The 24436-nt window shown below is 67.0% G+C and carries 20 protein-coding genes; 6 read left to right on the plus strand and 14 right to left on the minus strand.

Annotation, left to right across the window (positions count from 1 at the left end; genetic code table 11):
* Nucleotides 1-6: 6 nt before the first annotated feature.
* From ACWIEX_RS12320 to ACWIEX_RS12335, 4 genes are all read right to left on the minus strand, one after another.
* Complete coding sequence (locus ACWIEX_RS12320) at nt 7-948, minus strand: ABC transporter permease (RefSeq protein WP_454033278.1); 942 nt, start codon at nt 946-948, stop codon at nt 7-9.
* Nucleotides 949-1147: 199 nt separating this feature from the next.
* Entirely contained in the window at nt 1148-2752 is a 1605-nt protein-coding gene (locus tag ACWIEX_RS12325) for an ABC transporter substrate-binding protein (RefSeq protein WP_454033279.1), read from the minus strand.
* A gap of 215 nt (nt 2753-2967) precedes the next feature.
* Nucleotides 2968-4272, minus strand: coding sequence for a type III PLP-dependent enzyme domain-containing protein (locus ACWIEX_RS12330; RefSeq protein WP_454033280.1), 1305 nt, complete (start codon nt 4270-4272; stop codon nt 2968-2970).
* A complete protein-coding gene (locus ACWIEX_RS12335; protein WP_454033281.1) occupies nt 4263-5723 on the minus strand; it encodes a M81 family metallopeptidase in 1461 nt (486 codons plus the stop codon). Before ACWIEX_RS12335 ends, ACWIEX_RS12330 begins: the two co-directional genes overlap by 10 nt.
* A 186-nt stretch (nt 5724-5909) precedes the next feature.
* Between ACWIEX_RS12335 and ACWIEX_RS12340 the strand changes: the two genes are divergently transcribed.
* Nucleotides 5910-7394 (plus strand): M81 family metallopeptidase, encoded by a 1485-nt coding sequence (locus ACWIEX_RS12340; RefSeq protein WP_454033282.1) that lies wholly within the window; start codon nt 5910-5912, stop codon nt 7392-7394.
* A gap of 240 nt (nt 7395-7634) precedes the next feature.
* Nucleotides 7635-10004: a heavy metal translocating P-type ATPase gene (locus ACWIEX_RS12345; RefSeq protein ID WP_454033283.1), complete on the plus strand. Its 2370-nt coding sequence runs from the start codon at nt 7635-7637 to the stop codon at nt 10002-10004.
* A 172-nt stretch (nt 10005-10176) separates the two neighbouring features.
* Here the strand turns inward: ACWIEX_RS12345 and ACWIEX_RS12350 are convergent, their stop codons facing one another.
* Complete coding sequence (locus tag ACWIEX_RS12350; RefSeq protein WP_454033284.1) at nt 10177-10521, minus strand: hypothetical protein; 345 nt, start codon at nt 10519-10521, stop codon at nt 10177-10179.
* 556 nt (nt 10522-11077) lie between these two features.
* On the opposite strand from ACWIEX_RS12350, the gene ACWIEX_RS12355 reads away from it, so the two are divergent.
* From ACWIEX_RS12355 to ACWIEX_RS12365, 3 genes are all read left to right on the plus strand, one after another.
* Nucleotides 11078-11233, plus strand: a complete 156-nt coding sequence (locus ACWIEX_RS12355; RefSeq protein WP_082009515.1) for a DUF1127 domain-containing protein — start codon at nt 11078-11080, stop codon at nt 11231-11233.
* Between the two features lie 183 nt (nt 11234-11416).
* Nucleotides 11417-12817: a methylenetetrahydrofolate--tRNA-(uracil(54)-C(5))-methyltransferase (FADH(2)-oxidizing) TrmFO gene (gene trmFO, locus ACWIEX_RS12360; protein WP_454033285.1), complete on the plus strand. Its 1401-nt coding sequence runs from the start codon at nt 11417-11419 to the stop codon at nt 12815-12817.
* A 123-nt stretch (nt 12818-12940) separates the two neighbouring features.
* Nucleotides 12941-14251: an MFS transporter gene (locus tag ACWIEX_RS12365; protein WP_454033286.1), complete on the plus strand. Its 1311-nt coding sequence runs from the start codon at nt 12941-12943 to the stop codon at nt 14249-14251.
* Between the two features lie 19 nt (nt 14252-14270).
* Here the strand turns inward: ACWIEX_RS12365 and ACWIEX_RS12370 are convergent, their stop codons facing one another.
* The 5 genes from ACWIEX_RS12370 to yajC form a co-directional block, all read right to left on the minus strand.
* Nucleotides 14271-15182 (minus strand): phytoene/squalene synthase family protein, encoded by a 912-nt coding sequence (locus ACWIEX_RS12370; protein WP_454033287.1) that lies wholly within the window; start codon nt 15180-15182, stop codon nt 14271-14273.
* Nucleotides 15183-15262: 80 nt separating this feature from the next.
* The gene (locus tag ACWIEX_RS12375) at nt 15263-15640 is read right to left on the minus strand and encodes an Mth938-like domain-containing protein (protein WP_454033288.1); all 378 of its coding nucleotides are present in this window, start codon (nt 15638-15640) and stop codon (nt 15263-15265) included.
* Nucleotides 15641-15648: 8 nt separating this feature from the next.
* Nucleotides 15649-16611, minus strand: coding sequence for a protein translocase subunit SecF (secF, locus tag ACWIEX_RS12380; protein WP_454033506.1), 963 nt, complete (start codon nt 16609-16611; stop codon nt 15649-15651).
* A gap of 33 nt (nt 16612-16644) precedes the next feature.
* On the minus strand, nt 16645-18255 hold the full coding sequence (secD, locus tag ACWIEX_RS12385; RefSeq protein ID WP_454033289.1) for a protein translocase subunit SecD: 1611 nt from the start codon (nt 18253-18255) through the stop codon (nt 16645-16647).
* Between the two features lie 62 nt (nt 18256-18317).
* Entirely contained in the window at nt 18318-18593 is a 276-nt protein-coding gene (yajC, locus tag ACWIEX_RS12390; protein ID WP_061968270.1) for a preprotein translocase subunit YajC, read from the minus strand.
* Nucleotides 18594-18934: 341 nt separating this feature from the next.
* On the opposite strand from yajC, the gene ACWIEX_RS12395 reads away from it, so the two are divergent.
* On the plus strand, nt 18935-19813 hold the full coding sequence (locus tag ACWIEX_RS12395) for an ATP-binding protein (protein WP_454033290.1): 879 nt from the start codon (nt 18935-18937) through the stop codon (nt 19811-19813).
* A 220-nt stretch (nt 19814-20033) separates the two neighbouring features.
* On the opposite strand, the gene ACWIEX_RS12400 is transcribed toward ACWIEX_RS12395, so the two are convergent.
* The 4 genes from ACWIEX_RS12400 to serS form a co-directional block, all read right to left on the minus strand.
* Complete coding sequence (locus tag ACWIEX_RS12400) at nt 20034-21275, minus strand: peptidoglycan DD-metalloendopeptidase family protein (protein ID WP_454033291.1); 1242 nt, start codon at nt 21273-21275, stop codon at nt 20034-20036.
* Between the two features lie 245 nt (nt 21276-21520).
* Nucleotides 21521-22183 carry a protein-L-isoaspartate O-methyltransferase family protein gene (locus tag ACWIEX_RS12405; protein WP_454033292.1) on the minus strand — a complete coding sequence of 221 codons (663 nt, stop codon included), beginning with the start codon at nt 22181-22183 and terminating at the stop codon, nt 21521-21523.
* Between the two features lie 19 nt (nt 22184-22202).
* Complete coding sequence (gene surE / locus ACWIEX_RS12410) at nt 22203-22964, minus strand: 5'/3'-nucleotidase SurE (protein WP_454033293.1); 762 nt, start codon at nt 22962-22964, stop codon at nt 22203-22205.
* Between the two features lie 2 nt (nt 22965-22966).
* Nucleotides 22967-24268: a serine--tRNA ligase gene (gene serS, locus ACWIEX_RS12415; protein WP_454033294.1), complete on the minus strand. Its 1302-nt coding sequence runs from the start codon at nt 24266-24268 to the stop codon at nt 22967-22969.
* Nucleotides 24269-24436 lie beyond the last annotated feature (168 nt).

Raw genomic sequence — 24436 nt, forward strand, 5'->3', positions numbered from 1 at the left:
CGCTGCTCACATCTGCACCCGTGCGTCGACGCGGGCATAGGCGATGTCGATCATCGTGTTGACCAGCACGACGATGCCGGCGGCGACCAGCACGATCGCCTGGATCACCGGATAGTCGCGGCTGTTGATGGAATCGAACAGGTACTGGCCCATGCCGGGAATGGCGAAGATGGTCTCGACCAGAATGCTGCCGCCGAGCAGCGCCGCGATTTTGAGGCCCGCAGCGGTGATCACCGGCGTCAGCGCATTGCGCATCAGGTAGTCGCGCAGGATCGCGGCCGGGGTCAGGCCCTTGGCGCGGGCGACCATGACGAAATCCTGGTTGGCGACCTCGAGCACGGCGGCGCGCGTGTTCTCGGCAATGGTCACAGAGACCGCGAGCGCCAGCGCGATGGCCGGCAGCAGCAGGCTGGCGAGATTGCCGAGCGGGCTTTCGAGGAAGGGCGTGTAGCCGAGCACCGTGATCTCCGGGAAATAGAGCCCGAACAGCAGCACGATCAGCGTCGCCACGACATAGTTCGGCACCGCCAGCATCAGCCCGTTCCAGAGCCGGACCAGCCAGTCGGTCGCGCCACGCAAACGCGCGGCGGCAAGTCCGGAAGCAACGCCCATCACGGCGGCGATGACAGCGGCGAGCAGCGTGAGCTGGATGGTGACGGCGAGCCGGCTGAGCAATTCGCCGAGCACCGGCTGCCGGGTGACGAAGGATTTGCCGAAATCGCCGGTCAGCGCATGGCCGAGCCAGCTCAGGTATTGAGCCATCAGCGGCTGGTCGAGGCCGAGGTCGCGCCGGATCGTCGCCAGCACCTCCGGCGCCACGCTCTGCGAACCGGCCGCCGCAATGGCGAAATCACCGGGAATCGCCCGCATCAGCATGAAGGCGACGAAGGAGACGCCGAGCAGGATCGCGGCCATCCAGGCGAGGCGCCCGAGGACGAAGCGCGTCATCGGCAGCCCTCCGCCGGGAGGCGGCAGGCCGATCGGAAAAGTCGCCCGAGAACTCCGCGAGCCCTCATCCTGAGGTGCCATGCCGTCTGGCATGGCGTCTCGAAGGATGTTCCAGAAAACTCCGGAACCAACTGGAGCATCCTTCGAGACACCGCTTCGCGGCTCCTCAGGATGAGGGCTCGTTTATCCGGACGAACTTTTATTTCTTCAGCCATGTCGTACGCACGAAGGAGCGGATATTCGCGGCGAGCGGCACATAGCCCTGCACGTAGTTCCACCAGATCTCCCAACGCAGCGGATACTGGTAGACCTGAATGACATAGGCGTTCTCGGCAATACGCTTCTGGATCGCCTGGTTCTTGGCCGCACGCTTGGGAACATCGAGCTCGGCCCGTGCCTCGGCGATCATCTTGTCGAGTTCGGCATCGTTCGAACCCATCGCCTTGCCGTAGCCGCTGGTCGAGGTGATGTACTGGAAAATGCCGTCCGGATCAGGCGTCCAGGACAGCGCGACCGAGAGCAGCGTCGGCCAGTCGCCACTCGCCCATTTGGCCAGCAGCGGCGCGGTCTCCATCGGCACCAGCTTCACGGTGATGCCGGCCGCCTGCCATTGCTGTTGCAGGATCTGCGCACAGGCGACGTCGAGCGGGTTGGCCGCGACGACGATATAGTCGCCGAGATCGAGGCCGTTCGGATAGCCGGCCTCGGCCAGCAGCGCCTTCGCCGCGGCCGGATCGTGCTTGTAATAGGGCAGCTCGCCCGTGCCGTCATAGCCGCCGACCTGGCTTTCGGGGATCATCGCGCCGACCTTGCCGGAGCCGCCGAGCACGGTGTCGAGGCAGGCCTTCCGGTCGGTCGCGAGGCTGAGCGCGCGCCGCACCTTCACATCGTTGAGGGGCTTGGCCTTCATGTTCAGCCAGATCGGGAAGGTCCGCGAGGTCTGGCCCGGCGCCGAAACGAAGTTCTTCGAGGCACGCGAGATCGCGGTCGCCACCTTGGGGTCCTTCACCCAGGTCATGTCGATGGCGCGCGAGCGCAAGGCCGAGGTCAGCGTCGCCTGGTCCTTGTAGAACTTGAAGACCACCTTCGCGAGATAGGGCTCACCCTTCTCGTAATAGCCGTCGAAGCGCGTCAGCGAGAATTGCTGGTTCGGCTGATAGGCCTCGAAGGCGAAAGGCCCGGTGCCGACCGGCTGCGTGACGAGGTTCTCGACGCCGGCCGGCACGATCGCGCCGTTCGGGTTGCTGGCGAGATTGCTGAGGAAGGCTGCGTCGGTCGCATTGAGCTGGAACTTCACCGTGAACGGATCGACCACCGTCACCGACTCGACGCTGGAATAGAGTGCCCTGAGCCGGCTGCCGGTGGCCGGGTTCATGATCCGGTCGAAGGTATGCTTCACGTCGGCAGCCGAGAAATCCTTGCCGTTATGGAATTTCACGCCCTGCCTGAGCTTGAAGACATAGGTCTTCGGATCGGGCTGCTCATAGCCCGTCGCCAGATCCGGCTCGACCTTCATCTCAGCGTTCCAGCGCAGCAGGCCGGTGTAGAGCAGGCTGGTGAAATCATAGGACGAGAAGGCGTTGACCGTGACCGGATCGAGCCCGATCGGGTCTGCATCGGCGCCGATCGTCAGCGTGCCGCCGGCAACCGGTGTCAGGCCCTGAGCCAGCGCCAGGCTGCTCCACAGGCCAGGCGCCGCCAACGCCGCGCCGCCGGCCGTCAGCAGTTGCAGCAGGCTGCGCCGCCGCAAGCCCTGCATGGCGAGATCGGACTCGTCGGTCATCAGAAATGACGGTGTCGTCACGAACGATCCTCCCAGTATCCTGCTTGCCGGCCGAACCGGCCGCTTCTGCGCGAGACAGGGGCCAGCCTGCGCCGTTGATCCCGTCATCGCTGCCCGGCCCGTCTCGTCCGCGTCGCGGATGGCGAGCCTTCCCTCTGTGAGATGCAGGCTAGGAACCGCCTGAATTCACGTCAAGGATTGCAGGTTTCATCAGAAGGAACAGATTCGGAAGCGCGTCAGAAGAAGGTCCGGATTGCGCCGGTGACGTTCCAGTCGTCGTCGACCAGCATCAGCACAGCCCATTTGTCGAAGGTCAGGCAGGGATGGGCGATACCGAAGGCCACCATGTCGCCGACCTGAAGCGGGCTTTCCTCCGGCGTGCCGAGATGGCAGTGCTGGTCGTTCAGCGCCAGCACGTTGTGCCCGGCCGGCATCGGCTCCGGCCGCGTCATCGCGCTCCCCGGGCGATACCAGCGCAGCGGCACCGGCAAGGCGGAATCATAGGTGACGTCGCGCTTGCCGAGCGTGAGCAGGCTGCGGCCGCGCTCGGGCCGCGACTGGACATAGGCCCAGACCTCGAGAGCGGGTTCGAGCCCGCCGGGCGGCAGCTTCAGGCTGGTCTCCAGCATGATCCGGCGGAAAGAGGCCGAATAGCCGAGATCGTCATGCGTCAGATAGCAGCCGGAGCGCAGCACCTTGAGGAGCGGGCGCCCGAGGCTCGCGGCATTGAATTTCTCGCCGACACGGTCGAACAGCGCGGTTCCGCCAGCGCTCAGGACCAGCGGCTCGGGGCCGAGCAGACCCTCGGCATTCGCCACCGCCGCGACGCCGATCACCTCGTCGAGCAGCTTGTCCGCGCCGGCACTGTCGCTGTGCAGGCCCTCGAAGCACTCGAAGCCGGAAAGCCGCAAACCCGGCGCGCCCGCGACGGCCCGCGCCACGACAAGCGCCTCCTCGCGGGTGCGCGCACCGGTGCGCCCTCCCATGAAACCGATTTCGACGAAGATTCGCAGCGGATTGGCGCCCGCATGCCCCTTCGCCGCCTCCGCCAGCAAACCGACGCCGGCGACGCTGTCGGCGAGGCAATAGAGTTCGAAGCCAGGCTCGCGCAGCGCGTCGAAGCAGGCTGCGACCTCCTGCCGCCCCACGGGCTGGTTGGCGAGGATCACGCGCTTCACGCCGAAATGCCGGGCGACCGCGAGTTGCTGCATCGTCGCGACGGTGATCGCCCAGGCGCCATCGGCGATCTGCAGGTCGAAGAGCTGCGGCGCCATCGTCGTCTTGCCATGCGGCGCGATCAGCAGGTCGTTCGCAGCGCTGAAGGCGCTCATCCAGGCGCTGTTGGCCTTCAATACGCTCTCGCGGATCACCGCGAGCGGCATCGGCATGTGGCCGGCGAGCACGTTCCAGCCCTGCTTGCCGACATCACCAAGCCGAAGTGATGCATTCGGCGGCAAGCCCTTCGCAAGCACGTCGAGACGTACGTCCTCGATCTCGCAGAGCGACAGGCGCGGAAGCGGGGCGGAAGCAGTCACAGCCATGGGTTCGGATCCAGCGGAGAGAAGGGGCGCTTCACCTTGGTATAGGGGATCTTGCTCGCATCCGGCGGATAAGGTCCTCCGCTGTCGAGATAAAGCACCTGTGCCGCGATCGGCGCGAAGGCGGCGTGGAAATGGTTCGAGGATTTCACCACCACGACTTTCTTGGCGCTGAGATCAATGCCCAGATTGGTGAAGACCGGCGGGCTGAAGGTCTGCGCCCGCGTCGAGGCCAGAACGATATCGAGCTGACCAATCCGGATCGCGGCGGCCGGGCCGAGCGAGACCCAGCTTTGTTCGAACGGGATCAGCAGGTCCCCGGTCGTACCGGTGACCGTCACCACCGCATCGATCGGCCGGCCCGAGGACGGCGCAGCCTTGCCGATGAAGCGCAAGGGAATCTCGACGCCGACACCGGCTGCCCGGCACAGGCTCACCGCCACCGGATCCCACAGCGCCCCGATCGCCGCTGGAATTTCCGGATGCCGCAGCAGCGCCTCGACCATCACCGAGGAATCGCCCGCGACGCCGCCGCCCGGATTGTCCCAGCGATCGGCCAGCACCACCGGCTTGCCGGGCTCGGACAGAGCCAGCGCGGCCGCGATGCCTTCCTCAGGCTTGTAATGCTTCGGAGAGGCGCCCTGCCCCCAGCGCAGGATTTCGAGGCCGAGCTGCTTCGCCAGTGTGGCAGCCTTCGCCTCGTCGCCATCGGCGATCACCAGCACCTTCGTCCCGACATCGGCGACATCGGCCGCCTGGAAGCCATGCGCGACCGAGATCGAGAGGATGCCGTCCTTGCCCTCCATCGCCAGGAGCCGGTCGACGAAGCTGCGGCCGGGCTCCCGGCTGGTCATGAAGGCTGCGAGCCCGCGGCAATCGAACACGGCGCTGACCGGCTTCACCTGCTTGCGCGCCGTCTTCAGGCAGAGCTCCAGCAGATCCTCGGCCCGTGCCAGGAAATCGGTATGCGGAAACTCCTTGAAAGCGACGATGATGTCGGCGCGCGCGACCATCTCGGCGGTCAGATGGCAATGCATGTCGAGTTCGGCTCCGATGACACAATCTGGTCCGGCCAGCGCCCTCACCCGCGCGATCAGGTCGCCCTCGCAATCGTCATAGCCACGCGCCACCATCGAGCCGTGCAGGCCGAGCAGCACGATATCGACCGGCAGCGCCGCCTTGAGCTGATCGAGGATTTCGTCGCGCAGGCTCTCATAGCCCTCCTGCGAGACGAGACCAGCCGGCTCGGCCCAGGTCGCCGTGCCCTCGACCAGCTCGTAGCCCTCGCTCGCGGCGCGGCGGCGTGCTGCGACGGTCGGTGCCGAGCACAGCGTCGGCGTATCCGGGTGCGTGCCGGGCGGACAATAGAAGGCGCCCTCGAAGGCGCTGCGATCGACGAAGAGCGGCGCGAACGTATTGGTTTCCGTCGCCAGCGACGCAGTGAAGACGCGCATCCGCATGCTCTCTCGGTCTGCCGCGGCAGCCGCCCCTTCGAACTACCGTCGCGCCCATGAAACCGGGACGGGATGCGGACTGTCAAAGCATCCGCGTTCCTTGCAATGGAACAATGCAGGCTTGATCTGGAACAGATCGGCGGCCGAGATGCGCGGGCCTCGCAAGTCTGGGAGATTCAACCGACCATGTCCCGCCGCCGCATCCTGCTGGGATCGCTCTTCCACGAGACCCACAGCTTCGTCGACGAAGAGACGACGCTCGCCGATTTCACCATCCGCAAGGGCGCGGAATTGCTGGCCCGCCGCGGCGACGGCTCGACCATCGACGGCTTCCTTGAGGTGGCGGAAACCGAGGGCTGGGAGGTCCTGCCGACGATCGACTACGGCGCCTTGCCGGCCGGCACGGTCGCTCATGCGGTCTTCGAGCGCTTCCTCGCGGAATTCGATGCCGGGCTGAGAGCGGCCCTCGCCGATGGCGGCCTCGACGGCATCTGGCTTGCGCTGCACGGCGCGATGGTCACGACCGCCTGCCTCGACCCGGAAGGCGCGCTGCTGGCCCATATCCGCTCGGTGCCCGGCTGCGAAACCCTGCCGGTCTTCGCCGTCTTCGATCTGCACGCCAACTTCACCGCGGCCATGGCCGAGAACGCCAACGCCCTCGTCGCCTATCGCGAGAACCCGCATACCGATGCCCGCGAATCCGCCGTCCGCTCCGCCAGGCTGCTCGCGCGGGCGCTGAAGAGCGGGGAGCTGCCGCGCATGCTCTCCTGCAACGCACCCGTGATCTGGCCGCCGACCGGCACCGGCACTGCCGACCGCCCGATGCGCGACCTCGAAGCGCTGGCGCGTGGAATCGAGCAGGCGAATCCGGCGATCTGGGTCGCCAGCGTCGTCGGTGGCTATTCCTTCTCCGATGTGCCCGAGGCTGGCGTCGCCTTCGCTATCGCCTTCACCGGCCCGGAGGCTCCCGCCCGCGAAGCGCTGGAGCGCCTCACCGCGACAGCAATCGAACTTCGCGAATCCGGCCTGCCGGAGGAATGGAATCTCGACGAAGCCGTCGCGGAAATCCTGCACTCGGAAGGCGGGCCCTACATCGTGGTCGAGCCGGCCGACAATATCGGCGGCGGCGCGCCGGGCGACGCGACCTCGGTGCTGCGCGCCTTCCTGCGCCATGGCGTCGGGAATTGCGCCGTCGCCATCGCCGATCCCGCCGCCGTCGCTGCCATGGCGGGCGCCAGGCCCGGCGAGACCCGCAAGCTCTCGATCGGCGGCAAGGGCAGCGCCATCGCCGAAGGCCCGCTCGAGATCGAGGCCAGCTTCGTCAGCGCCAGCGACGGCGAATTCGCGCTGGAAGACCTCAACAGCCACCTCGCTGCCGCGCAGGGCTCGCATTTCAGCATGGGGCCCTGCGTGGTCGTGCAGGTCGAGGGTGTTACCGTGCTGCTCAGCAGCCGCAAGACCCCGCCCTTCGACCTCGGCCAGCTCCGCTCGCAGGGCATCGAGCCGGAAGCGCTGAAGGCCATCGGCGTCAAGGCAGCGGTGGCGCATCGGCGCGCCTACGACAAGATCGCCAGGGGCAGCTTCACCGTGACGACGCCCGGCCCCTGCACCAGCCGGATCACCGGCCTGCCCTATAAGCGCCTGCGCCGGCCGGTTTATCCGCTGGATTGAGGCCTCCTCGGCTTTCACCCCCGATGCGGGTCATCCCGGACGAAGCGAAGCGGAGATCCGGGATCCATGCCTGAACCTTCTTCGGACGCGCTCCGGAATGGATCCCGGGTCATGCCCGGGATGACGGCGTGGATCGGTGGGAAACGGGCAAACGCATAATCTGCATTTTCCCTCTTGAACCTGAAGTGGCTACAGCTTGTAGAGAAGTGTCCCGTAGCGAAAGAGAGACGGAGACACGTCATGGCCGCCCGCCCTGAAACCACAGCCCAGACCTTGTCATGGAAGGTCGGCGGCATGGATTGCGCGAGCTGCGCGGCCAAGATTCGCGGCGCGGTGGAACGCCTGCCCGGCGTCAGCGACGTCAGGCTCTCGGTGATGTCGGAGACGCTGACGCTCGCGCTCGATGCCGGCGCCACCACACCGGAAGCGATCGAGAAGCGCGTCAACGGCCTCGGCTACACCACCGCTGTGCTGGCAACTCCGGCCCCCAAGGCCCCGGCCGCCAAGCAGGATAACTGCGGCTGCGGCCATGACCATGGCGGCCACGATCATGCCCACGATCACGGCAAGCATGAGCACGGCGACGCCTGCTGCTCGGGCCATGCGCATGGGCACGATCACAAGCACGACCACGATCATTCGGGCCATGACCACGCCCCGAAGACCGCCGGATCAACGCCCATAGCAAAGGATCACGGCCACGGCCTGCCCGGCCATGTCCACGAGGCCACGCCGGATGGCGCAAGCTGGTACCAGACCGGCAAGGGCCGGCTCGTCATTGCCACCGGCCTGTTTCTCGGCGCTGCCTATGCTGCCGGCCTGATCTGGCCGGGCATCGGCCACTGGGCCTTCATCCTGGCCTGCGTCGTCGGCGTCGCGCCGGTGGCGAAGCGCGCCTTCGCAGCGGCCCGCGCCGGCATCCCTTTCACCATCGAGATGCTGATGACCATCGCCGCCATCGGTGCGCTCTTTATCGGCGCGGCCGAGGAGGCGGCGCTGGTCGTTTTCCTCTTCGCGGTCGGCGAGGTGCTGGAAGGCGTCGCGGCGGACCGTGCCCGCGCCTCGATCCGCGCGCTCGGCGACCTCGTCCCCAAGACCGCCATCGTCGAGGAGAACGGCGCGACCCGGCAGGTCGATGCCGCAAGCCTTCGCATCGGCCAGACCGTGCTGGTGCGCCCCGGCGACCGCATCCCGGCCGATGGCGAGATCACCGACGGCACCTCCGGCATCGACGAGAGCCCGGTCACCGGCGAATCCGTGCCGAAGACCAAGGGCGTCGGCGAGCCCGTCTATGCCGGCTCGGTCAATCGCGAGGCGGCGCTGCGCGTGCGCGTCGACAAGGCGGCCGAAGACAACACCATCGCCCGCATCATCCGCCTGGTCGAGGAGGCGCAGGAGGCCCGCGCCCCGACCGAGCGCTTCATCGACCGCTTCTCGCGCTGGTATATGCCCGCGATCGTAGGCCTCGCCGTGCTGGTCGCACTGGTGCCCCCGCTCCTGTTCGGCGCCGAATGGTCGGTCTGGATCTACCGGGCGCTGGCGCTGCTGCTGATCGGCTGCCCTTGCGCGCTCGTCATCTCGGTGCCGGCCGCGATCGCCGCCGCGTTGTCGGCTGGCGCCCGCCAGGGCCTGCTGATGAAGGGTGGCGTCGTCATCGAGACCGCCGCCAAAACCGGTCTCGTCGCCTTCGACAAGACGGGCACGCTGACTCAGGGGCGGCCGCGCGTCACCGATATCGTGACGCTCTCCGGCAGCGAGGCTGAAGTCCTGACCTTCGCCGCCGCAGTCGAGCACGGCTCGTCGCATCCGCTGGCCGAGGCCGTGCTGGAGCGCGCCCGCAGCGAAAGCATCGCCTATAAGCCGGCGGCCGAGGCTGCGGCGCTCGCCGGCCAGGGCGTCACCGGCAAGGTCGATGGCCGCGCCGTCTTCGTCGGCGCCCCGCGTCACGCCGAGAGCCGCGCGCCCTTCGACAAGCATGCGCGGATCATGGCCGAGGAGCTGGAAGCCGCCGGCAAGACCGTGGCCGCCGTCATCGTCGACGGCGCGCTAGCAGGCTTCATCGCGCTGCGCGACGAACCGCGTGAGGATGCGGCCGCGGCCATCGCCGAGCTGAAAGCCATGGGCATCCGCTCGACCATGCTGACCGGCGACAATGCCCGCACCGGCGCCGCCATCGCCGCCGGCCTCGGCATGGAGCACAAGGCCGAGCTGATGCCCGACGACAAGGTCGCGGCGATCAAGGCCTTCTCCGGCGAGACCGCCGTGATGATGGTCGGCGACGGCATCAACGATGCGCCTGCGCTGGCCGCCGCCAGCATCGGCATTGCCATGGGCTCCGGCACCGATGTCGCATTGGAGACGGCGGACGGCGCGGTGCTGAAGAGCCGCGTGCGCGATATCGCAGCCATGATCCGGCTGGCGCGGGCGGCGATGGGCAATATCCGCACCAACATCGCGATCGCGCTCGGGCTGAAGGCGGTGTTCCTCGTGACCAGCGTGCTCGGCTATACCGGCCTCTGGGTCGCGATCCTCGCCGATACCGGCGCGACCGTGATCGTCACCGCCAATGCGCTGCGGCTGCTGCGCTTCGACGCGGGGAAGGCGAACTGACGACGGCCGGCAGCATACGCTTGTCATTCTGGGGCGCGCCGCAGGCGCGAACCCGGAACCCACAACTGGGTAAGACATCCGAAACTGGTTTGCCGGCGGCTCGCCCGGTCGTGGGTTCCGGGTTCTTCGCTATGCGAAGCCCCGGAATGACAAAGGTGGTTCGAAACTTGTCTCAGACCCGAATATCGGCGAGCGCGCCGGTTTTGTTCGCGTTCTCGCCCTTGGCTTCCATCTGCTTCAGCATCTCGTCGCGGATCTTGGTCATGACGTCGGCCTTGGCCTGCGCGTCGAGCTTGTTGAACTCGTCCTCGCTCATGCCGAGCTTGGCGAGGATCGCGGCCTGAACCCGCTCCTCCGGCGACATCCGCGCGATCTTCAGGAATTCGTCCTCGGCCGAGGACGGCGCCGTGACCGGGGCGCTGTTGCTGTTATCCGCGCTGCTATCGTTCTGCCCGGCCGGCTTCACCGGATTCGTGAATGGCAGGCTGATCGGCCGGTTCGTGATCGGGTTCGACATGGCTTGCTCCTTTGAGCAAACCGGCAGGCAAGCTTCAGGCCGCCGCGACCGCTTCACGAAACCGCCCGAGAATCAGTCGCTTACGTCGAGGGCGCACGATTCGTGGCCGTACTCTCCAGGGAATTCGGCAAGATCTGCCCGGCAAACGCTGCCGGATTCCGGCTGCTTCATGGCGAACCCGCCCCTCCTTCGATCGCCCGAAAACACCGCCGAATCGATCTCTGCTGCAACGCAAAAGTGCCCTGACGCATCGGCTCGCCATTTAGCAGTTGCAACATGCCTATTTTATAGACAATCGTCAGGCGCATTCACAGCGAACTGATCGGGTGAGCAATTATTGGGCTGCCGATCTCCGCAATTTCGCCGCAAGCGTTACGTTCAGCGCAGAACGATCCCGGAAAAATGACCGGAACCTTAACTCGTCATGCGCACGAAGCATATCGGAGCTGATGCAGTGCCCCTGTTGGAAGCAGGCTGACCGGTTTATATGCAGTGCACAACGAAATTATCGCTGTGGGCACCGCCCCGGTCCGGAATACTCGCAAGGAAGACCACCATGTTCGTCACCATGATCGCCGCCAAAATTCGCGCCTACCTCCGCTATCGCGAGACCGTTCGCGAGCTCTCCCGCCTGACCGACCGCGAGCTCGACGATCTCGGCCTGTCGCGCTCGGAGATCTCCTTCATCGCGCGTTCGCACGCCGCGGCCTGAAGGCTCTGAATGAGAACCGCCGCGCACAGGGCGCGGCGCGTTCCGTGTAGTTTCTCCTGAGGCTCGTGTTTCCCCTCCCCTCGAGCTTCGGTCGAAGAGCGAATGCCCGCCTCACGGCGGGCATTTTGCATTTCAGGCCGCCTGTCCCTTGACCTGCGCCCCGGCTGCGGACACATCCCAGCCATGGAACCCGTTCACATCATCGGCGGCGGTCTCGCCGGCTCCGAAGCCGCCTGGCAGATCGCCGAGGCCGGCGTCCCCGTCGTCATCCACGAGATGAGGCCCGTCCGCGGCACCGACGCCCACAAGACCGAGAGGCTGGCCGAGCTCGTCTGTTCGAACTCCTTCCGCTCCGACGATTCCTCCAGCAATGCCGTCGGCCAGCTCCATTGGGAGATGCGCCGGCTGAACTCGCTGATCATGGCCAAGGGCGATGCCCATCAGGTGCCGGCCGGCGGCGCACTCGCGGTCGACCGCGACGGCTTCTCGCAGGCCGTCACCGCTGCGCTTGAATCCCACCCGCTCGTCACCATCGATCGCGGCGAGATCGCAGGCCTCCCCCCGGCGGCCTGGAACAACGTCATCATCGCCACCGGCCCATTGACCTCGCCGGCCTTGGCCGAGGGCCTGCAATCGCTGACCGGTGAGGGCGCGCTCGCCTTCTTCGACGCCATCGCTCCGATCGTGCATTTCGATTCGGTCGACATGGATCAGGCCTGGTTCCAGTCGCGCTACGACAAGGCCGGCCCCGGCGGCACCGGCGCCGACTACATCAACTGCCCGCTCGATCGCGACCAGTACGAGGCCTTCATCGACGCGCTGCTCGCCGCCGAGAAGACCGAATTCAAGGAATGGGAGGGCACGCCCTATTTCGACGGCTGCCTGCCGATCGAGGTCATGGCCGAGCGTGGCCGCGAGACCTTGCGCTGGGGACCGATGAAGCCGGTCGGCCTGACCAACAAGCACAACCCGACGGTGAAGGCCTATGCCGTGGTCCAGCTCCGGCAGGACAATGCGCTCGGCACCCTGTTCAACATGACCGGCTTCCAGACCAAGCTGAAATATGGCGAGCAGGCCGCGATCTTCCGGATGATCCCCGGTCTTCAGAACGCCGAATTCGCTCGGCTGGGCGGCATCCACCGCAACACCTATCTGAACTCGCCGAATCTGCTCGATGGCCGTCTGCGCCTCAAGGCCGACCAGCGCCTGCGCTTCGCCGGCCAGATCACCGGTTGCGAAGGCTATGTCGAGAGCGCCGCCACCGGGCTGCTCGCCGGCCGCATGGCCGCCGCCGAGCGTCTCGGCCAGGAGTTGCCGCTGCCGCCCGCGACGACGGCACTCGGCGCGCTGGTCAACCACATCACCGGTGGCCACATCGTCACCATCGACGAGGGACCGCGCTCCTTCCAGCCGATGAACATCAATTTCGGCCTGTTCCCGCCGATCGAAGGCGTCGCGACCACCGGCCCCGATGGCAAGCGCCTGAAAGGCCCGGCCAAGACCGTCGCCCGCAAGCAGGCCCTGACGGCCCGTGCCAAGGCCGAGATGGAACGCTGGGCCACCACTCCCGCCAGCGCGGGCTGATCGCGCCATGCACGAAACGGTTGCCGGAAGGACCATCGCATAGAAGCCAAGCTCCCTGCGCATGGGCCGAGCTGCGATTGTCGATTACAGGTCTCCGACAAGAATCCGGAGGCCCCAGGAATCATGGCAACCACGACAGCAACAGCCGGCGGCGCAAGCCAGGCGAATATCCGCAAGGCGGTGACCGCGGCGACGGTCGGCACCGTGATCGAATGGTACGACTACGCCCTCTATGGCGCGGCGTCCGGCGTGATCATCAACAAGCTGTTCTTCCCGAACCTCTCGCCGACGACCGGCGTGCTCGCCGCCTTCGCGACCTTCGCCGTCGGCTATTTCGCCCGGCCGGTCGGCGGCATCGTGATCTCGCATATCGGCGACAAGTTCGGCCGCAAGCCGGCGCTGATCCTGACCATCACGCTGATGGGCCTCGCCACGGTGCTGATGGGCCTGCTCCCGACCTATGAGACGATCGGCATCATGGCGCCGGTCCTGCTGGTCCTGATGCGCCTGATCCAGGGCTTCGGCGCGGGCGCCGAGCTCGCCGGCGCCATCGTGCTGGTGGCGGAATACGCGCCGCCCGAGAAGCGCGCCTTCTATACCGGCCTGCCCAACGCCGCGACGCTCGTCGGCATCATGCTGGCGACGCTGTCCTTCCTGGCGATCTCCTATCTGCCGGAACAGACCCTGCTCGGCTGGGCCTGGCGCGTGCCGTTCCTGCTTTCCGGCGTGCTGTTCTTCGTCGCGCTCTATATCCGCAAGCATCTCGACGAGACGCCGGAATATGTCGAGGCGATGGCCCGCGCCGAGGAGCGCAAGCACGAGCAATCGGTCCCGCTCGGCCAGCTCTTCCGGGAGAGCCCGAAGGAGGTGCTGTTCGGCTTCCTGTCGGTGACCGCCCACAACGCCAACGCCTATATCCTCAGCGCCTTCTCGCTGAGCTACATGATCAACACGGTCGGCATGAGCCGGACGGACGCGCTGATCGCCGTCACCATCGGCTCGCTCTTCGGCATCGTCGGCGTCGGCTTCATGGGGGCGCTGGCCGACAAGGTCGGCGCGGCAGCGGTCTATATCTTCGGTTCGCTGGTGATCGGTGTCTTCGCCTTCCCGCTGTTCTGGCTGTTCGACACCGGCAGCCTGCTCTGGTGCACCATCGGCATCGCGCTCGGCTACGGCCTCGGCTTCGGTTCGACTTCGGGCGCACAGGGCGCCTTCCTGACGAACCTGTTCCCGACGCGCTACCGCTTCTCGGGGCTGGCCATGTCGCGGGAGCTCAACGGCGTGCTCGTCGCCGGTCCGACGCCCTTCATCGCGCAGGCGCTGGTTGGCGCCGCCGGCGGGAGGCCGACCTATGTCGCGTTCTACATCATCGGCTGCTGCGTGCTCTCGATCGCCGCGATCCTGATCATCCGCAGCCGCTCCGTCCACGCCTGACGGGCGAATGGCGTCGCGGTCAGGGTGACCGCGACGCCCGCCACAGCACCCACTGCCGGCGCCAGGCCGGGAGCGTGATGATGGTGCGGTAGGGATCGTATCCGCCGATCTCCATCCGCTTGAGATAGGGTTCGACCAGCGCCACCGGCAGGAAGGCCGGCTTCAGCCCGGAGGGAATCGACTCACTCAGGCTGGTGAGCTTCTTCAGGTGGCCGCGCGCGATCTCGCGCAGTTCCTTCAGCGTATAGAGCACGCCCGGCCCGCCGCGCCCGCGCACGATGTCGTCGCGCGTCACGCCGTTGCGGGCGAGGATATCGGCCGGCAGATAGACCTGCCCCTCCGCCGCATGCCAGGGAAAGGCGCGCATCAGCCCGGTCAGCGCATAGGCGACGCCGGCATGGCCGCAAGCAGCCGCACCGCCGGGATCGCGCCCGCCCGCCAGGATGATGCAGGCGAGCCGAATGACCGCGCTCGCCGTCTCGCCGGCATAGCCTTCCAGGTCGCGCAGCGACGGCATCGGATCGTCGTAGAGATCGAAGATGCGCGCATCGATCAGCGCCGTCAGCGGCGCAACCGGCAGGCGGTAGCGCTTGATCGTATCGAGCACCGCCGCAGCGACCGGATGTCCTTGCGTCTCGCCGCCCGCCTGGCCCTCCAGCACGTCGCGCCACCATTGCAGCCGGACCTCGCCAGGCAGCGGCTCGCTCACCAATGCCCGGACCCGCGCGATCTCGAGGCTGAAGGCATAGAGCGCATAGAGCGCCGCCCGGCGGTCCTCGGGCGCGTAGAGACCCGCGATATAGCGATCCTGATCCTGTTCGCGGACGAGCTCCGCGCAATGGGCATAAGCCTCCGGCAAGCGCGCCGGCGCGATCTCCCTGCGGTCGTCAGTATCGGTCTGCGGCATCGTCCCGCCTCGGCCCGTCGTCATGTGGCCGCCTTCAATCTAGGGCAAGCGCCCTGCCCCCGCTACGCGTCGTCGGCATGCCCGGTTTCCCGAATCGCCATTCGTCAATCGACCGCGATCAAAGCCGCAGCCACGCGCCGGTCCTCGCCCACCAGAACATTGTAGGTCCGCGCCGCCGCCCCGGTCGCCATGCCTTCGACGGCGATCCCGGCCTGTTTCAGCGGATCACGCAGAGCGGGCGGAATGAAGGCGATATCCGCGCCTGTGCCGATCAGCAGGAAATCGATGGTGCCGGCCTCGTCGAGGACCGGTTGCAGGCTCTCGATCGTCACCTCGGCAAACCGTGTCACCGGCCAGATCCTGATGCCGGCCGGCGTCGCGATGATCGAGCCCTTGTGGCTCATCTCGGCGAAGCGGAACCCGCCCGCGCCGATGGCGTCGAGCGGGAAACGGCCGGGAACGAACCCCTCGAAGCGGGGCACGGCCGCGATCAGGCCTTGGCCTTGGCGGCCGAAGCCTTGGCGGTCCGCGCCGCCTCCTGCGCTTCCTCACGGGCGCCGGCCGAGCGGACGTCCATGTAGAGCAGCACCGGCGTCGAGACGAACATCGCCGAATAGGTGCAGACCACCACGCCGAACAGCATGACCAGCGCAAAGCCCTCGATCGCTGTGCCGCCAAACAGCACGAGCGCCAGCAGCGACAGGAAGGTCGTGGTCGCCGTCATCGCGGTGCGCGACAGCGTCGAGTTCACGGAGAGGTCGAGCAGCTCGGCCACCGGCATGGTCTTGTAGCGGCGCAGGAGTTCGCGTGTCCGATCGAACACCACGACCGTCTCGTTCAGCGAATAGCCGACGATGGTCAGGATCGCCGCGATCGAGGTCAGGTTGAACTCGAGCTGCGTGATCAGGAAGAAGCCGATGGTCAGCACGATGTCGTGCAGCGTGCCGAGGATCGCGCCGATCGCCAGCGGCATCTCGAAGCGGAACCAGAGATAGATCAGCACACCGACGATCGCGAGCACGACGCCGAGCGTACCGGCCTGCACCAGTTCGCCTGAGACGCGCGGACCGACCGTCTCGACGCGGCGGAAATCATAGCTCGAGGCAAAGGCCTCGCGCGCCTTCACGACGACCGCCTGCTGCGCCGTCTCGCCGCCCGGCTGCATGCCGAAGCGCATCGAGACCTCGCCGCCCGAGCCGAACTCCTGCACCTCGGCCTCGCCGAAGCCGAGCCCGTTGGCGGTGTGGCGGATCTGGGCGATGTCGACGGCCTGTCCCTTCGTCTGCATCTCGATCAGGGTGCCGCCCTTGAAGTCGATGCCGAAATTCAGGCCGACCGTCAGGAAGAGCACGAGGACGAGGATCGAATAGGCAGCCGACAGCGGATAGCTGAAGCGGCGGAACCAGACGAATTTGAACTTGGTGTTGTCGGGAACGATACGAAGCAGGCGCATGCGCATGGCCAATCTCCTGAGGGGTTGGCAGCGTCAGAACGGAAGGTGCTTGGGCTTGGCCCAGCGGTACCAGATCGCGATCAGCATCCGGGTCAGCGTCACCGCCGTGATGACGGTGGTGAGGATGCCGAGGATGAAGACGACCGCGAAGCCGCGAACCGGGCCGGAGCCGAGCGAGAACAGCGCCACCGCCGCGATCAGCATGGTGACGTTGGAGTCGATGATCGTGGCGAAGGCGCGCTGGAAGCCGGCTTCGAGCGCCGAGACGAGGCTGCGGCCCTGGTGCTCCTCCTCACGCATGCGCTCGTAGATCAGCACGTTCGAATCGACCGCCGTGCCGATGGTCAGCACGATGCCGGCGATACCGGGCAGCGTCATCGTCGCGCCGAGGAAGGACATCAGGCCGAAGATCAGGCCGACATGGACGAGCAGCGCGACGCTCGCGATGATGCCGAAGATGCCGTAGGTCGCCAGCATGTAGACAACGACCAGGACGGTCGCGATCAGCGTCGCCATCTTGCCGGCCTGGATCGAGTCGGCGCCGAGGCCGGGGCCGACGGTGCGCTCTTCAACGATCGTCATCCGGGCGGGCAGCGCGCCGGCGCGCAGCAGGATCGCCAGGTTGTTGACCTGCTCGACCGTGAAGTTGCCGGAAATCTGGCCGGAACCGCCCGTGATCGGCGACTGGATCACCGGCGACGAGATCACCTTGTTGTCGAGCACGATCGCCAGCGGGCGGCCGAGATTCTCGGTGGTGATCTGGCCGAAGCGCTGGGCGCCGCGGATGTTGAAGCGGAAATTCACGATCGGCGTGCCGCTGCGCGAATCGAAGGCCGGCTGCGCGTCGATCAGGTCGGCGCCTTCGACGGAGGGCTGGCGCAGGACCGGCACCATCTGGCCGCCGGCATCCTGCGACGGCAGCATGTCGATATCGGCGCTGTTGGCGTCGCCGACGAGGCGGAATTCGAGCTTGGCGGTCTGGCCGAGGATGTCCTTCAGCTTCTGCGGGTCCTGCAGGCCCGGCACCTGCACCAGGATGCGGTCGAGCCCCTGGCGCTGGATGTTCGGTTCGGTCGTGCCCAGCGCGTCGACGCGCCGGCGCAGCACTTCCATCGCCTGCTCGACGGCGCGGCGGATGCGCTCGTTGGAGCCGGCTTCCGTGACCGTGAGCTGGATCAGCCCGTCCGGCTGCTCGGCGATGATGATCGACTGGTTGCCGGAGGGGCCGAAGGCACCGAGCGTGCCGATCGGCTGGGCGAGCTCACGCAGCTTGGGCAGAACGCGCCCGCGCTCGGCTGCATCGGGAACGCGGACCTGTACGCCGCGGGGCGTCGTCTGGATGCCGCCCTGGGGTGCTGCGCGCTCCTCGCGCAGGATGCGGCGGACATCGTCGCGCAGCTGGACGACCTGGCTGCGCACCAGCTCGGCCCGGTCGATTTCGAGCAGGACGTGGGACCCGCCCTGCAAATCGAGGCCGAGCACCACCGCATGGATCGGCAGCAAAGCGCGCGGAATCCAGGACGGTGCGTTGGTTTCGATGGCCTTGCGCGTCTCAGGCGACAAGAGGTTCGGCACGGCGAGCCCGCAGCCGACGAACAGCACGAGCAGGACGAGGATGACCTTGCGGGCCTGGAGACGAAGCATCTGCGTGAACAGCCTTGTTGTCGTGGCTCAGGCTCCGCAAGCGGAGCCTGACCGTGGCATTCTCAGTTCTTGACCGGCTCGCTCTTGGAGCGGACGTCCTGGATCATGCCGCGCACGATGCGCACGCGCACGCCGTCGGCGATCTCGACTTCCAGCTCGCCGTCGTCGACGACCTTCGAGACCTTCGCGATCATGCCGCCCGAGGTGACGACCGTGTCGCCGCGGCGCACGTTCTTGATCAGCTCCTGATGGCTCTTGGCCCGGCGCTGCTGCGGCCGGATGATCAGGAACCACATGATGACGAAGATCAGCAGGAACGGCACGAGCTGGATCAGCATGTCGGTGCCGCCACCGGCTCCTGTCGCCTGGGCGAAAGCGGGGGTGATCACGAATACACTCCTCTGGTACGGCGGCGGCACGCCGCCGACCGCGAATCTCTGATGGAAAGACGCAGGCCAAAACCACCGCCCGGCCTTAAAAATCGCGCGGACTATAGCCAGCAACGCCGTGAAATCAATCGGACGCGCCCGGTCGCCCGCACGCAGCCCCTCACCTATGGGTTGGCCGCCATTCGCGCAATGCCCCTTGCGCGCGATCCACGGCGTGGTTTAGCTAGCGGCAAGAACCGTACCGGACGGTACGGTACGGTTCAACGGCACGAAACGAAGGCACGGATGCCATGACCACGACCGCTCCCGACCAGACGCTGGCCACGCTGCTGCGCATCGCCGATGCGCTCGAGCGGATCGCCCCGCCCCGGCGCAAGGCCGCCGACCTCAAGGCCGCCGACGCCTTCGTCTGGCAGGCGGCGGGTTCGGAGCTCGTGCCGGTGCCGAAGGTCAACCGCGTCGGGCTCTCGCTTTTGCGGGGCGTCGACCGCGTCCGCGACACGCTGGCCGAGAATACCGAGCGCTTCGCCAGGGGCCTGCCGGCCAACAATGTATTGCTCTGGGGCGCGCGCGGCATGGGCAAGTCCTCGCTCGTCAAGGCGGTGCATGCCGACACCAACCTGCGCCTCGCCGGGGAAACGCTGCCGCTGAAGCTGATCGAGATCCACCGCGAGGACATCGAGAGCCTGCCGGCGCTGATGAGCCAGCTGCGCAACGATCCGCATCGCGCCATCGTCTTCTGCGACGATCTGTCCTTCGACAGCGACGACACCTCCTACAAGTCGCTGAAGGCGGTGCTCGATGGCGGCGTCGAAGGCCGGCCGGACAATGTCGTGTTCTACGCGACCTCGAATCGCCGCCACCTGCTGCCGCGCGACATGATGGACAACGAGCGCTCGACCTCGATCAATCCCGGCGAGGCGATCGAGGAGAAGGTCTCGCTCTCGGACCGCTTCGGCCTCTGGCTCGGCTTCCACAAATGCAGCCAGGACGAGTACCTGGAGATGATCAACGGCTATGCCGGCCATTTCGGGCTCGACGTCGCCGCCGTCGAATTGCGCCGCGATGCACTGGAATGGTCGACGACGCGCGGCTCCCGCTCCGGCCGCACCGCCTGGCAGTACATCCAGGATCTGGCAGGCCGGCTGGGGAAGAAGCTGGAGGGGTAGAATACCCTTGCGTCATGGTCGGGCTTGTCCCGACCATCCACGTCATCACTGATCGAACGTCGCGTTCAAGACGTGAATGCTCGCCACAAGGGCGAGCATGACGCTGGATCGAGAATAAACGAAAACGGGGCCGCCCTTTTCTGGGGCAGCCCCGTTCTTTTCGATCGGGAGGGTCTCGCGGAACCGATCGAAGGGTGAAACCTCGTCCGCGACTCCGATATCAGTTGTTCAGGTAAGGCGTCGGATCGACCGGGGCCGAACCCTTGCGCAGCTCGAAATGCAGCTGCGGCGAGGAAACATTGCCGGTCTGGCCCGAGCTGGCGACGACCTGGCCGCGCTTGACGGCGTCGCCGCGCTTCACCTTGAGCTCGCCATTATGGGCATAGGCCGAGACATAGCCGTTCGGGTGGCGGATCAGCACGAGATTGCCGTAGCCCTTCAGCTCGCTGCCGGCATAGGCGACAGTGCCGCCCTCGGCCGCCTTGATCGGCGTGCCCTCGGGAACCGCGATGTTGATGCCCTCGTTGCCGCCCTTGCCGCTATAGCCGGAGATTACGCGGCCCCGCGCCGGCCAGCGAAAATCCGCCTTGTCGGACGCGGAGGTCGCCTCGGTCTCCTGCTTCGGAATGCTGGCGGTGGTCTTCGGCTCGGCGACGGGCTCGGACCTGGGGATCGCGCTCGCCTTCGGCTCGGCGGCAGGTGCACTGGCGACGACGACCGGCGGAGCGGCGGTCTTCACCGGCTTCGCCTCGGGCACGGGCTTCACGGCGGCGACCACGGCCGCAGGCTTGGCGGCCGGCGTCGGCAGAGCCGCGGTCTTGCGGGCAGCAGCCTTGGCCTTGGCCTCCGCGGCGAAGCGGGCGCGCGATTCCTTCATGGCCTGGGCGTCGGCCGTGGCTTTCGCCCGGGCTTCCGCGGCAGCACTCGCCTTCTCCTCGGCGGCGGCCCTGGCCTGCGCCCTGGAATCGGCGGCGACCGGCGCAGAGGGGCGCGTGGCGGCAGACGGCCCGGCAACGAAGCGCTGGGTCTCGGCCGGAGCCTGGGCAACCTGACGAGCGGGAGCCGTTGCGGCCGCGTTGTAGACGGGAATGGTGATCCGCGTGCCGGGAGCGACATTCGCGTTGTTCAGCCCGTTCGCCGACATGATCGCGGCGCGCGGCACGCCGTAGCGCGACGAGATCGTATCGAGAGACTCGCCCTGGGCGAGCACGACCGGCGTACCGCCCTGCGCGGTCCAGCCGGCAGCGCTGCCCGACACCGCCTGAGGCGGCGCGGCATTCAGCGCGACGGCCGATTGCGGCGGCGGCAGCGGCTGCGACCGGACGACGGGCGCGGGATTGACCGGCTGCAGCGGCGCGCTCGCCACCCGACCGATCGAGCCGGTGGTGGCCGGATCGCGGAAAGGCGTCGGAGCCTGGGCCGACTTGAACGGACTGTCGAAGGGCGTATCGGTGAAACGCATCGCGTCCGACGAGCACGCACTGACGCTGAGAGCGAACAGGCACACCGTCGACAACCGACGAAGGGTGCGGGGATTGATCGATCCGGCTTGGCTACGCATGAACTGAGTACTCGCGAACGACGCAACTCGATGACCGGGATTAAACTCCCGTTGAGGTTACGAAAGCGTTTCGCTCAGCCCGCCGTCTTCATTTTTTTGGATTTTTCGAATGGGCCCATATGCACGCCATTGCCATGGCGGCAGTCTCACAAGGCCCGCGAGCGGCCCGGAATCAGCGGCGGCAGGCGCAAGACCGGCCCGGTCGCATGGTCGAACTGTCCATCGTCCAGATGGGTGACCACCACCCGTCGCGCCGCACCCTCGACGCGCAGCGCCCCGACCAGGCGCCCGCCGGGCGAGAGCCGCGCCAGCAGGGCCTCGGGCACCGCCTGGGTAACACCGTTGACGAGGATGCGGTCGAAGCGCCCGAGCGTCCGGTCGGGCTGGAACCCGTCGGCATGACGCAGGTCGACGACCCCGCCGAAACCGCTATCGGAGACGCGCTCATGCGCTGCCAATGCCAGCGAGCGATAGCGCTCCAGCGAGACGACCTCGCCGCCCATGGCGGCGAGCAGGGCCGAGACGTAGCCCGAGCCGGTCCCGACCTCGAGCACCCGCGCGCCCGGCTGCATGTCGAGCGCCACGAGCAGGTTGGCAACGGTGTGTGGTGCCGTCATCGTCTGGCCGCAGGGCAGCGGCACCGAGACATCCTGCCGGGCGAGATCGGCAAAGCGCGCCGGCGCGAAGCGGTCGCGCGGCACCCGCTCCATCGCGCGCAGCAGCGCGAGATCGCGCACGCCCCGCGCGCGGAGCGAAAGCAGGAAGGCGACGGTACGCTCGCCTTCGCTGGCCGGCGCGTCCTCGCTCATGCCCCTTCCCGCCTCCCGCTCAGGCGAACAGCCGCGCGAAGCGCGTCAGCGTCGGCTCATGCGTCAGGTCGAGTTCCAGCGGCGTGATCGAGATGCGTTTCTCCGCCAGCGCCTTGAGGTCGGTGCCGTTGGCCGGCTCCTTGCCGCTACGCTGGAAAGCAATCCAGTAATAGGGATTGCCACGGCCGTCCTTGCGCGGTTCGAGCTGCACGATCCCCTGGTCGCGCCGCCCCTGCACGGTGACGGCGACGCCCTCGACCTCGTCCGGTCCGGCATTGGGGAAGTTGAGATTGAACAGCACCCCTTCCGGAATGCCCTCCTCCAGCAAGCGGCGGATGATGCCCGGCGCGTGGCTCTCAGTGCAGTCCCAGCGGATCGCCTCGCGATTGCCGGGCATATAGGCCTGGCTCACCGCGATCGAGGGCACGCCGAGCAGAGTACCTTCCATCGCCGCCGCGATCGTGCCCGAATAGGTCACGTCCTCGGCGACGTTCGAGCCGCGGTTGACGCCGGAGAGCACGAGATCAGGCCGCGCATCGGCCATGACCGCACGCACCGCCATGATCACGCAATCGGTCGGCGTGCCCTGTACGGCGAAGCGCTTCTCTTCGATCTGGCGCAGGCGCAGCGGGTTCGACAGCGACAGCGAATGCGCGACGCCGGACTGGTCGGTCTCGGGCGCCACGACCCAGACATCGTCCGAGAGCTGGCGCGCGATGCGCTCCAGCACGGCCAGGCCCTCGGCATGGATGCCGTCATCATTGGTGACGAGGATACGCATTCTCAGGCCGCCTTCTCGATCCGCGTCACGCCGCGCATATAGGGCACCAGCACGTCCGGCACGGTGATCGAGCCATCGGCGTTCTGGTAGTTCTCCATCACCGCGATCAGCGCCCGGCCAACCGCCGTGCCCGAGCCGTTGAGGGTGTGCACGAAGAACGGCCCCTTGCCGTCCTTCGTCTTGTAGCGGGCGTTCATCCGCCGTGCCTGGAAATCGCCGCAGACCGAGCAGGACGAGATCTCGCGATAGGTTTTCTGGCCGGGCAGCCAGGCCTCGATGTCCCAGGTCTTCTGCGAGGCGAAGCCCATGTCACCGGTGCAAAGCGTCATCACACGATAATGCAGGTCGAGCTTCTTCAGCACGGCCTCGGCGCAGGCGAGCATGCGCTCATGCTCCTCGCGCGATTTCTCCGGCGCCGTGATCGAGACGAGCTCGACCTTCTCGAACTGGTGCTGGCGCAGCATGCCGCGCGTGTCGCGGCCCGCCGACCCCGCCTCCGAGCGGAAGCAGGGCGTGAGCGCGGTGAATCGAAGCGGCAGCTCTTCCTCGGAGAGGATTGATTCCCTTGCCAGATTGGTCAGCGGCACCTCGGCGGTCGGGATCAGCCAATGGTCCTCACCGGCGCGGAACTGGTCCTCGCGGAACTTCGGCAATTGCGCCGTGCCGAACATCGCATCGTCGCGCACCAGCAGCGGCGGATTGACCTCGGTATAGCCGTGCTCTTCCGTGTGCGTGTCGAGCATGAACTGCCCGATCGCCCGCGACAGCCGCGCGATCCCACTCTGCAGCACGACGAAGCGCGAGCCGGAGAGCTTGGCCGCCTTCTCGAAATCCATCTGGCCGAGCGCCTCGCCCAGCTCGAAATGCTGCTTGGGATCATTGACGCCCTTGAGCAGCCCGCGCTCCTCCGGCTTCACGCCATGGACATGCAGCACGACATTGCCGTGCTCGTCGGCACCCTCCGGCACATCGTCGAAGGGCACGTTCGGGATCGCGGCAAGCTTCTCGTCGAGCGCCTCCTTGGCGGCCTTCTCCTCGGCCTCGAGCGCCGGTTGCTGCTCCTTGAGGGCGGCGACCTCGGCCTTCAGTTTGTCGGCGAGCGCGACATCCTTCGCGCCCATCGCCTTGCCGATCTCCTTGGAGAGGGCGTTGCGGCGTTCCTGAGTGGCTTGCGCCTTGGCGATCGACGAGCGGCGGACATCGTCGAGTTCGAGCAGCGAGGACGACAGCGGCGCCAGGCCCCTGCGCTCAAGCCCCTTGTCGAACGCCGCGGCGTTCTCGCGAATCCATCTGATGTCGTACATCGTCGTCCGGCCATGCCATCGCTGCGGAATGCAGCGATGGATGCTCTAGACCGGGATCGCCCGCGAGGGAACCACCGAGATCGGCATTCCGCGCGCCAACCACTCATGGTCGGGCTTGTCCCGACCATCCACGTCTTCTTCGAACGCAAAGGGCGTTCAAGACGTGGA

The sequence above is a fragment of the Allobosea sp. NPDC055353 genome, from assembly GCF_053644975.1.

Coding starts and splice junctions, on each gene's coding strand:
- ACWIEX_RS12355 (WP_082009515.1), top strand. CDS start 11,078: ATGTTCGTCACCATGATCGCCGCCAAAATTCGCGCCTACCTCCGCTAT.
- ACWIEX_RS12400 (WP_454033291.1), bottom strand. CDS start 21,275: ATGCGTTTCACCGATACGCCCTTCGACAGTCCGTTCAAGTCGGCCCAG.
- surE (WP_454033293.1), bottom strand. CDS start 22,964: ATGCGTATCCTCGTCACCAATGATGACGGCATCCATGCCGAGGGCCTG.
- ACWIEX_RS12365 (WP_454033286.1), top strand. CDS start 12,941: ATGGCAACCACGACAGCAACAGCCGGCGGCGCAAGCCAGGCGAATATC.
- trmFO (WP_454033285.1), top strand. CDS start 11,417: ATGGAACCCGTTCACATCATCGGCGGCGGTCTCGCCGGCTCCGAAGCC.
- serS (WP_454033294.1), bottom strand. CDS start 24,268: ATGTACGACATCAGATGGATTCGCGAGAACGCCGCGGCGTTCGACAAG.
- ACWIEX_RS12320 (WP_454033278.1), bottom strand. CDS start 948: ATGACGCGCTTCGTCCTCGGGCGCCTCGCCTGGATGGCCGCGATCCTG.
- secD (WP_454033289.1), bottom strand. CDS start 18,255: ATGCTTCGTCTCCAGGCCCGCAAGGTCATCCTCGTCCTGCTCGTGCTG.
- yajC (WP_061968270.1), bottom strand. CDS start 18,593: ATGCTGATCCAGCTCGTGCCGTTCCTGCTGATCTTCGTCATCATGTGG.
- ACWIEX_RS12340 (WP_454033282.1), top strand. CDS start 5,910: ATGTCCCGCCGCCGCATCCTGCTGGGATCGCTCTTCCACGAGACCCAC.
- ACWIEX_RS12405 (WP_454033292.1), bottom strand. CDS start 22,183: ATGAGCGAGGACGCGCCGGCCAGCGAAGGCGAGCGTACCGTCGCCTTC.
- ACWIEX_RS12335 (WP_454033281.1), bottom strand. CDS start 5,723: ATGCGCGTCTTCACTGCGTCGCTGGCGACGGAAACCAATACGTTCGCG.
- ACWIEX_RS12395 (WP_454033290.1), top strand. CDS start 18,935: ATGACCACGACCGCTCCCGACCAGACGCTGGCCACGCTGCTGCGCATC.
- ACWIEX_RS12370 (WP_454033287.1), bottom strand. CDS start 15,182: ATGACGACGGGCCGAGGCGGGACGATGCCGCAGACCGATACTGACGAC.
- ACWIEX_RS12330 (WP_454033280.1), bottom strand. CDS start 4,272: ATGGCTGTGACTGCTTCCGCCCCGCTTCCGCGCCTGTCGCTCTGCGAG.
- ACWIEX_RS12350 (WP_454033284.1), bottom strand. CDS start 10,521: ATGTCGAACCCGATCACGAACCGGCCGATCAGCCTGCCATTCACGAAT.
- secF (WP_454033506.1), bottom strand. CDS start 16,611: ATGCGCCTGCTTCGTATCGTTCCCGACAACACCAAGTTCAAATTCGTC.
- ACWIEX_RS12345 (WP_454033283.1), top strand. CDS start 7,635: ATGGCCGCCCGCCCTGAAACCACAGCCCAGACCTTGTCATGGAAGGTC.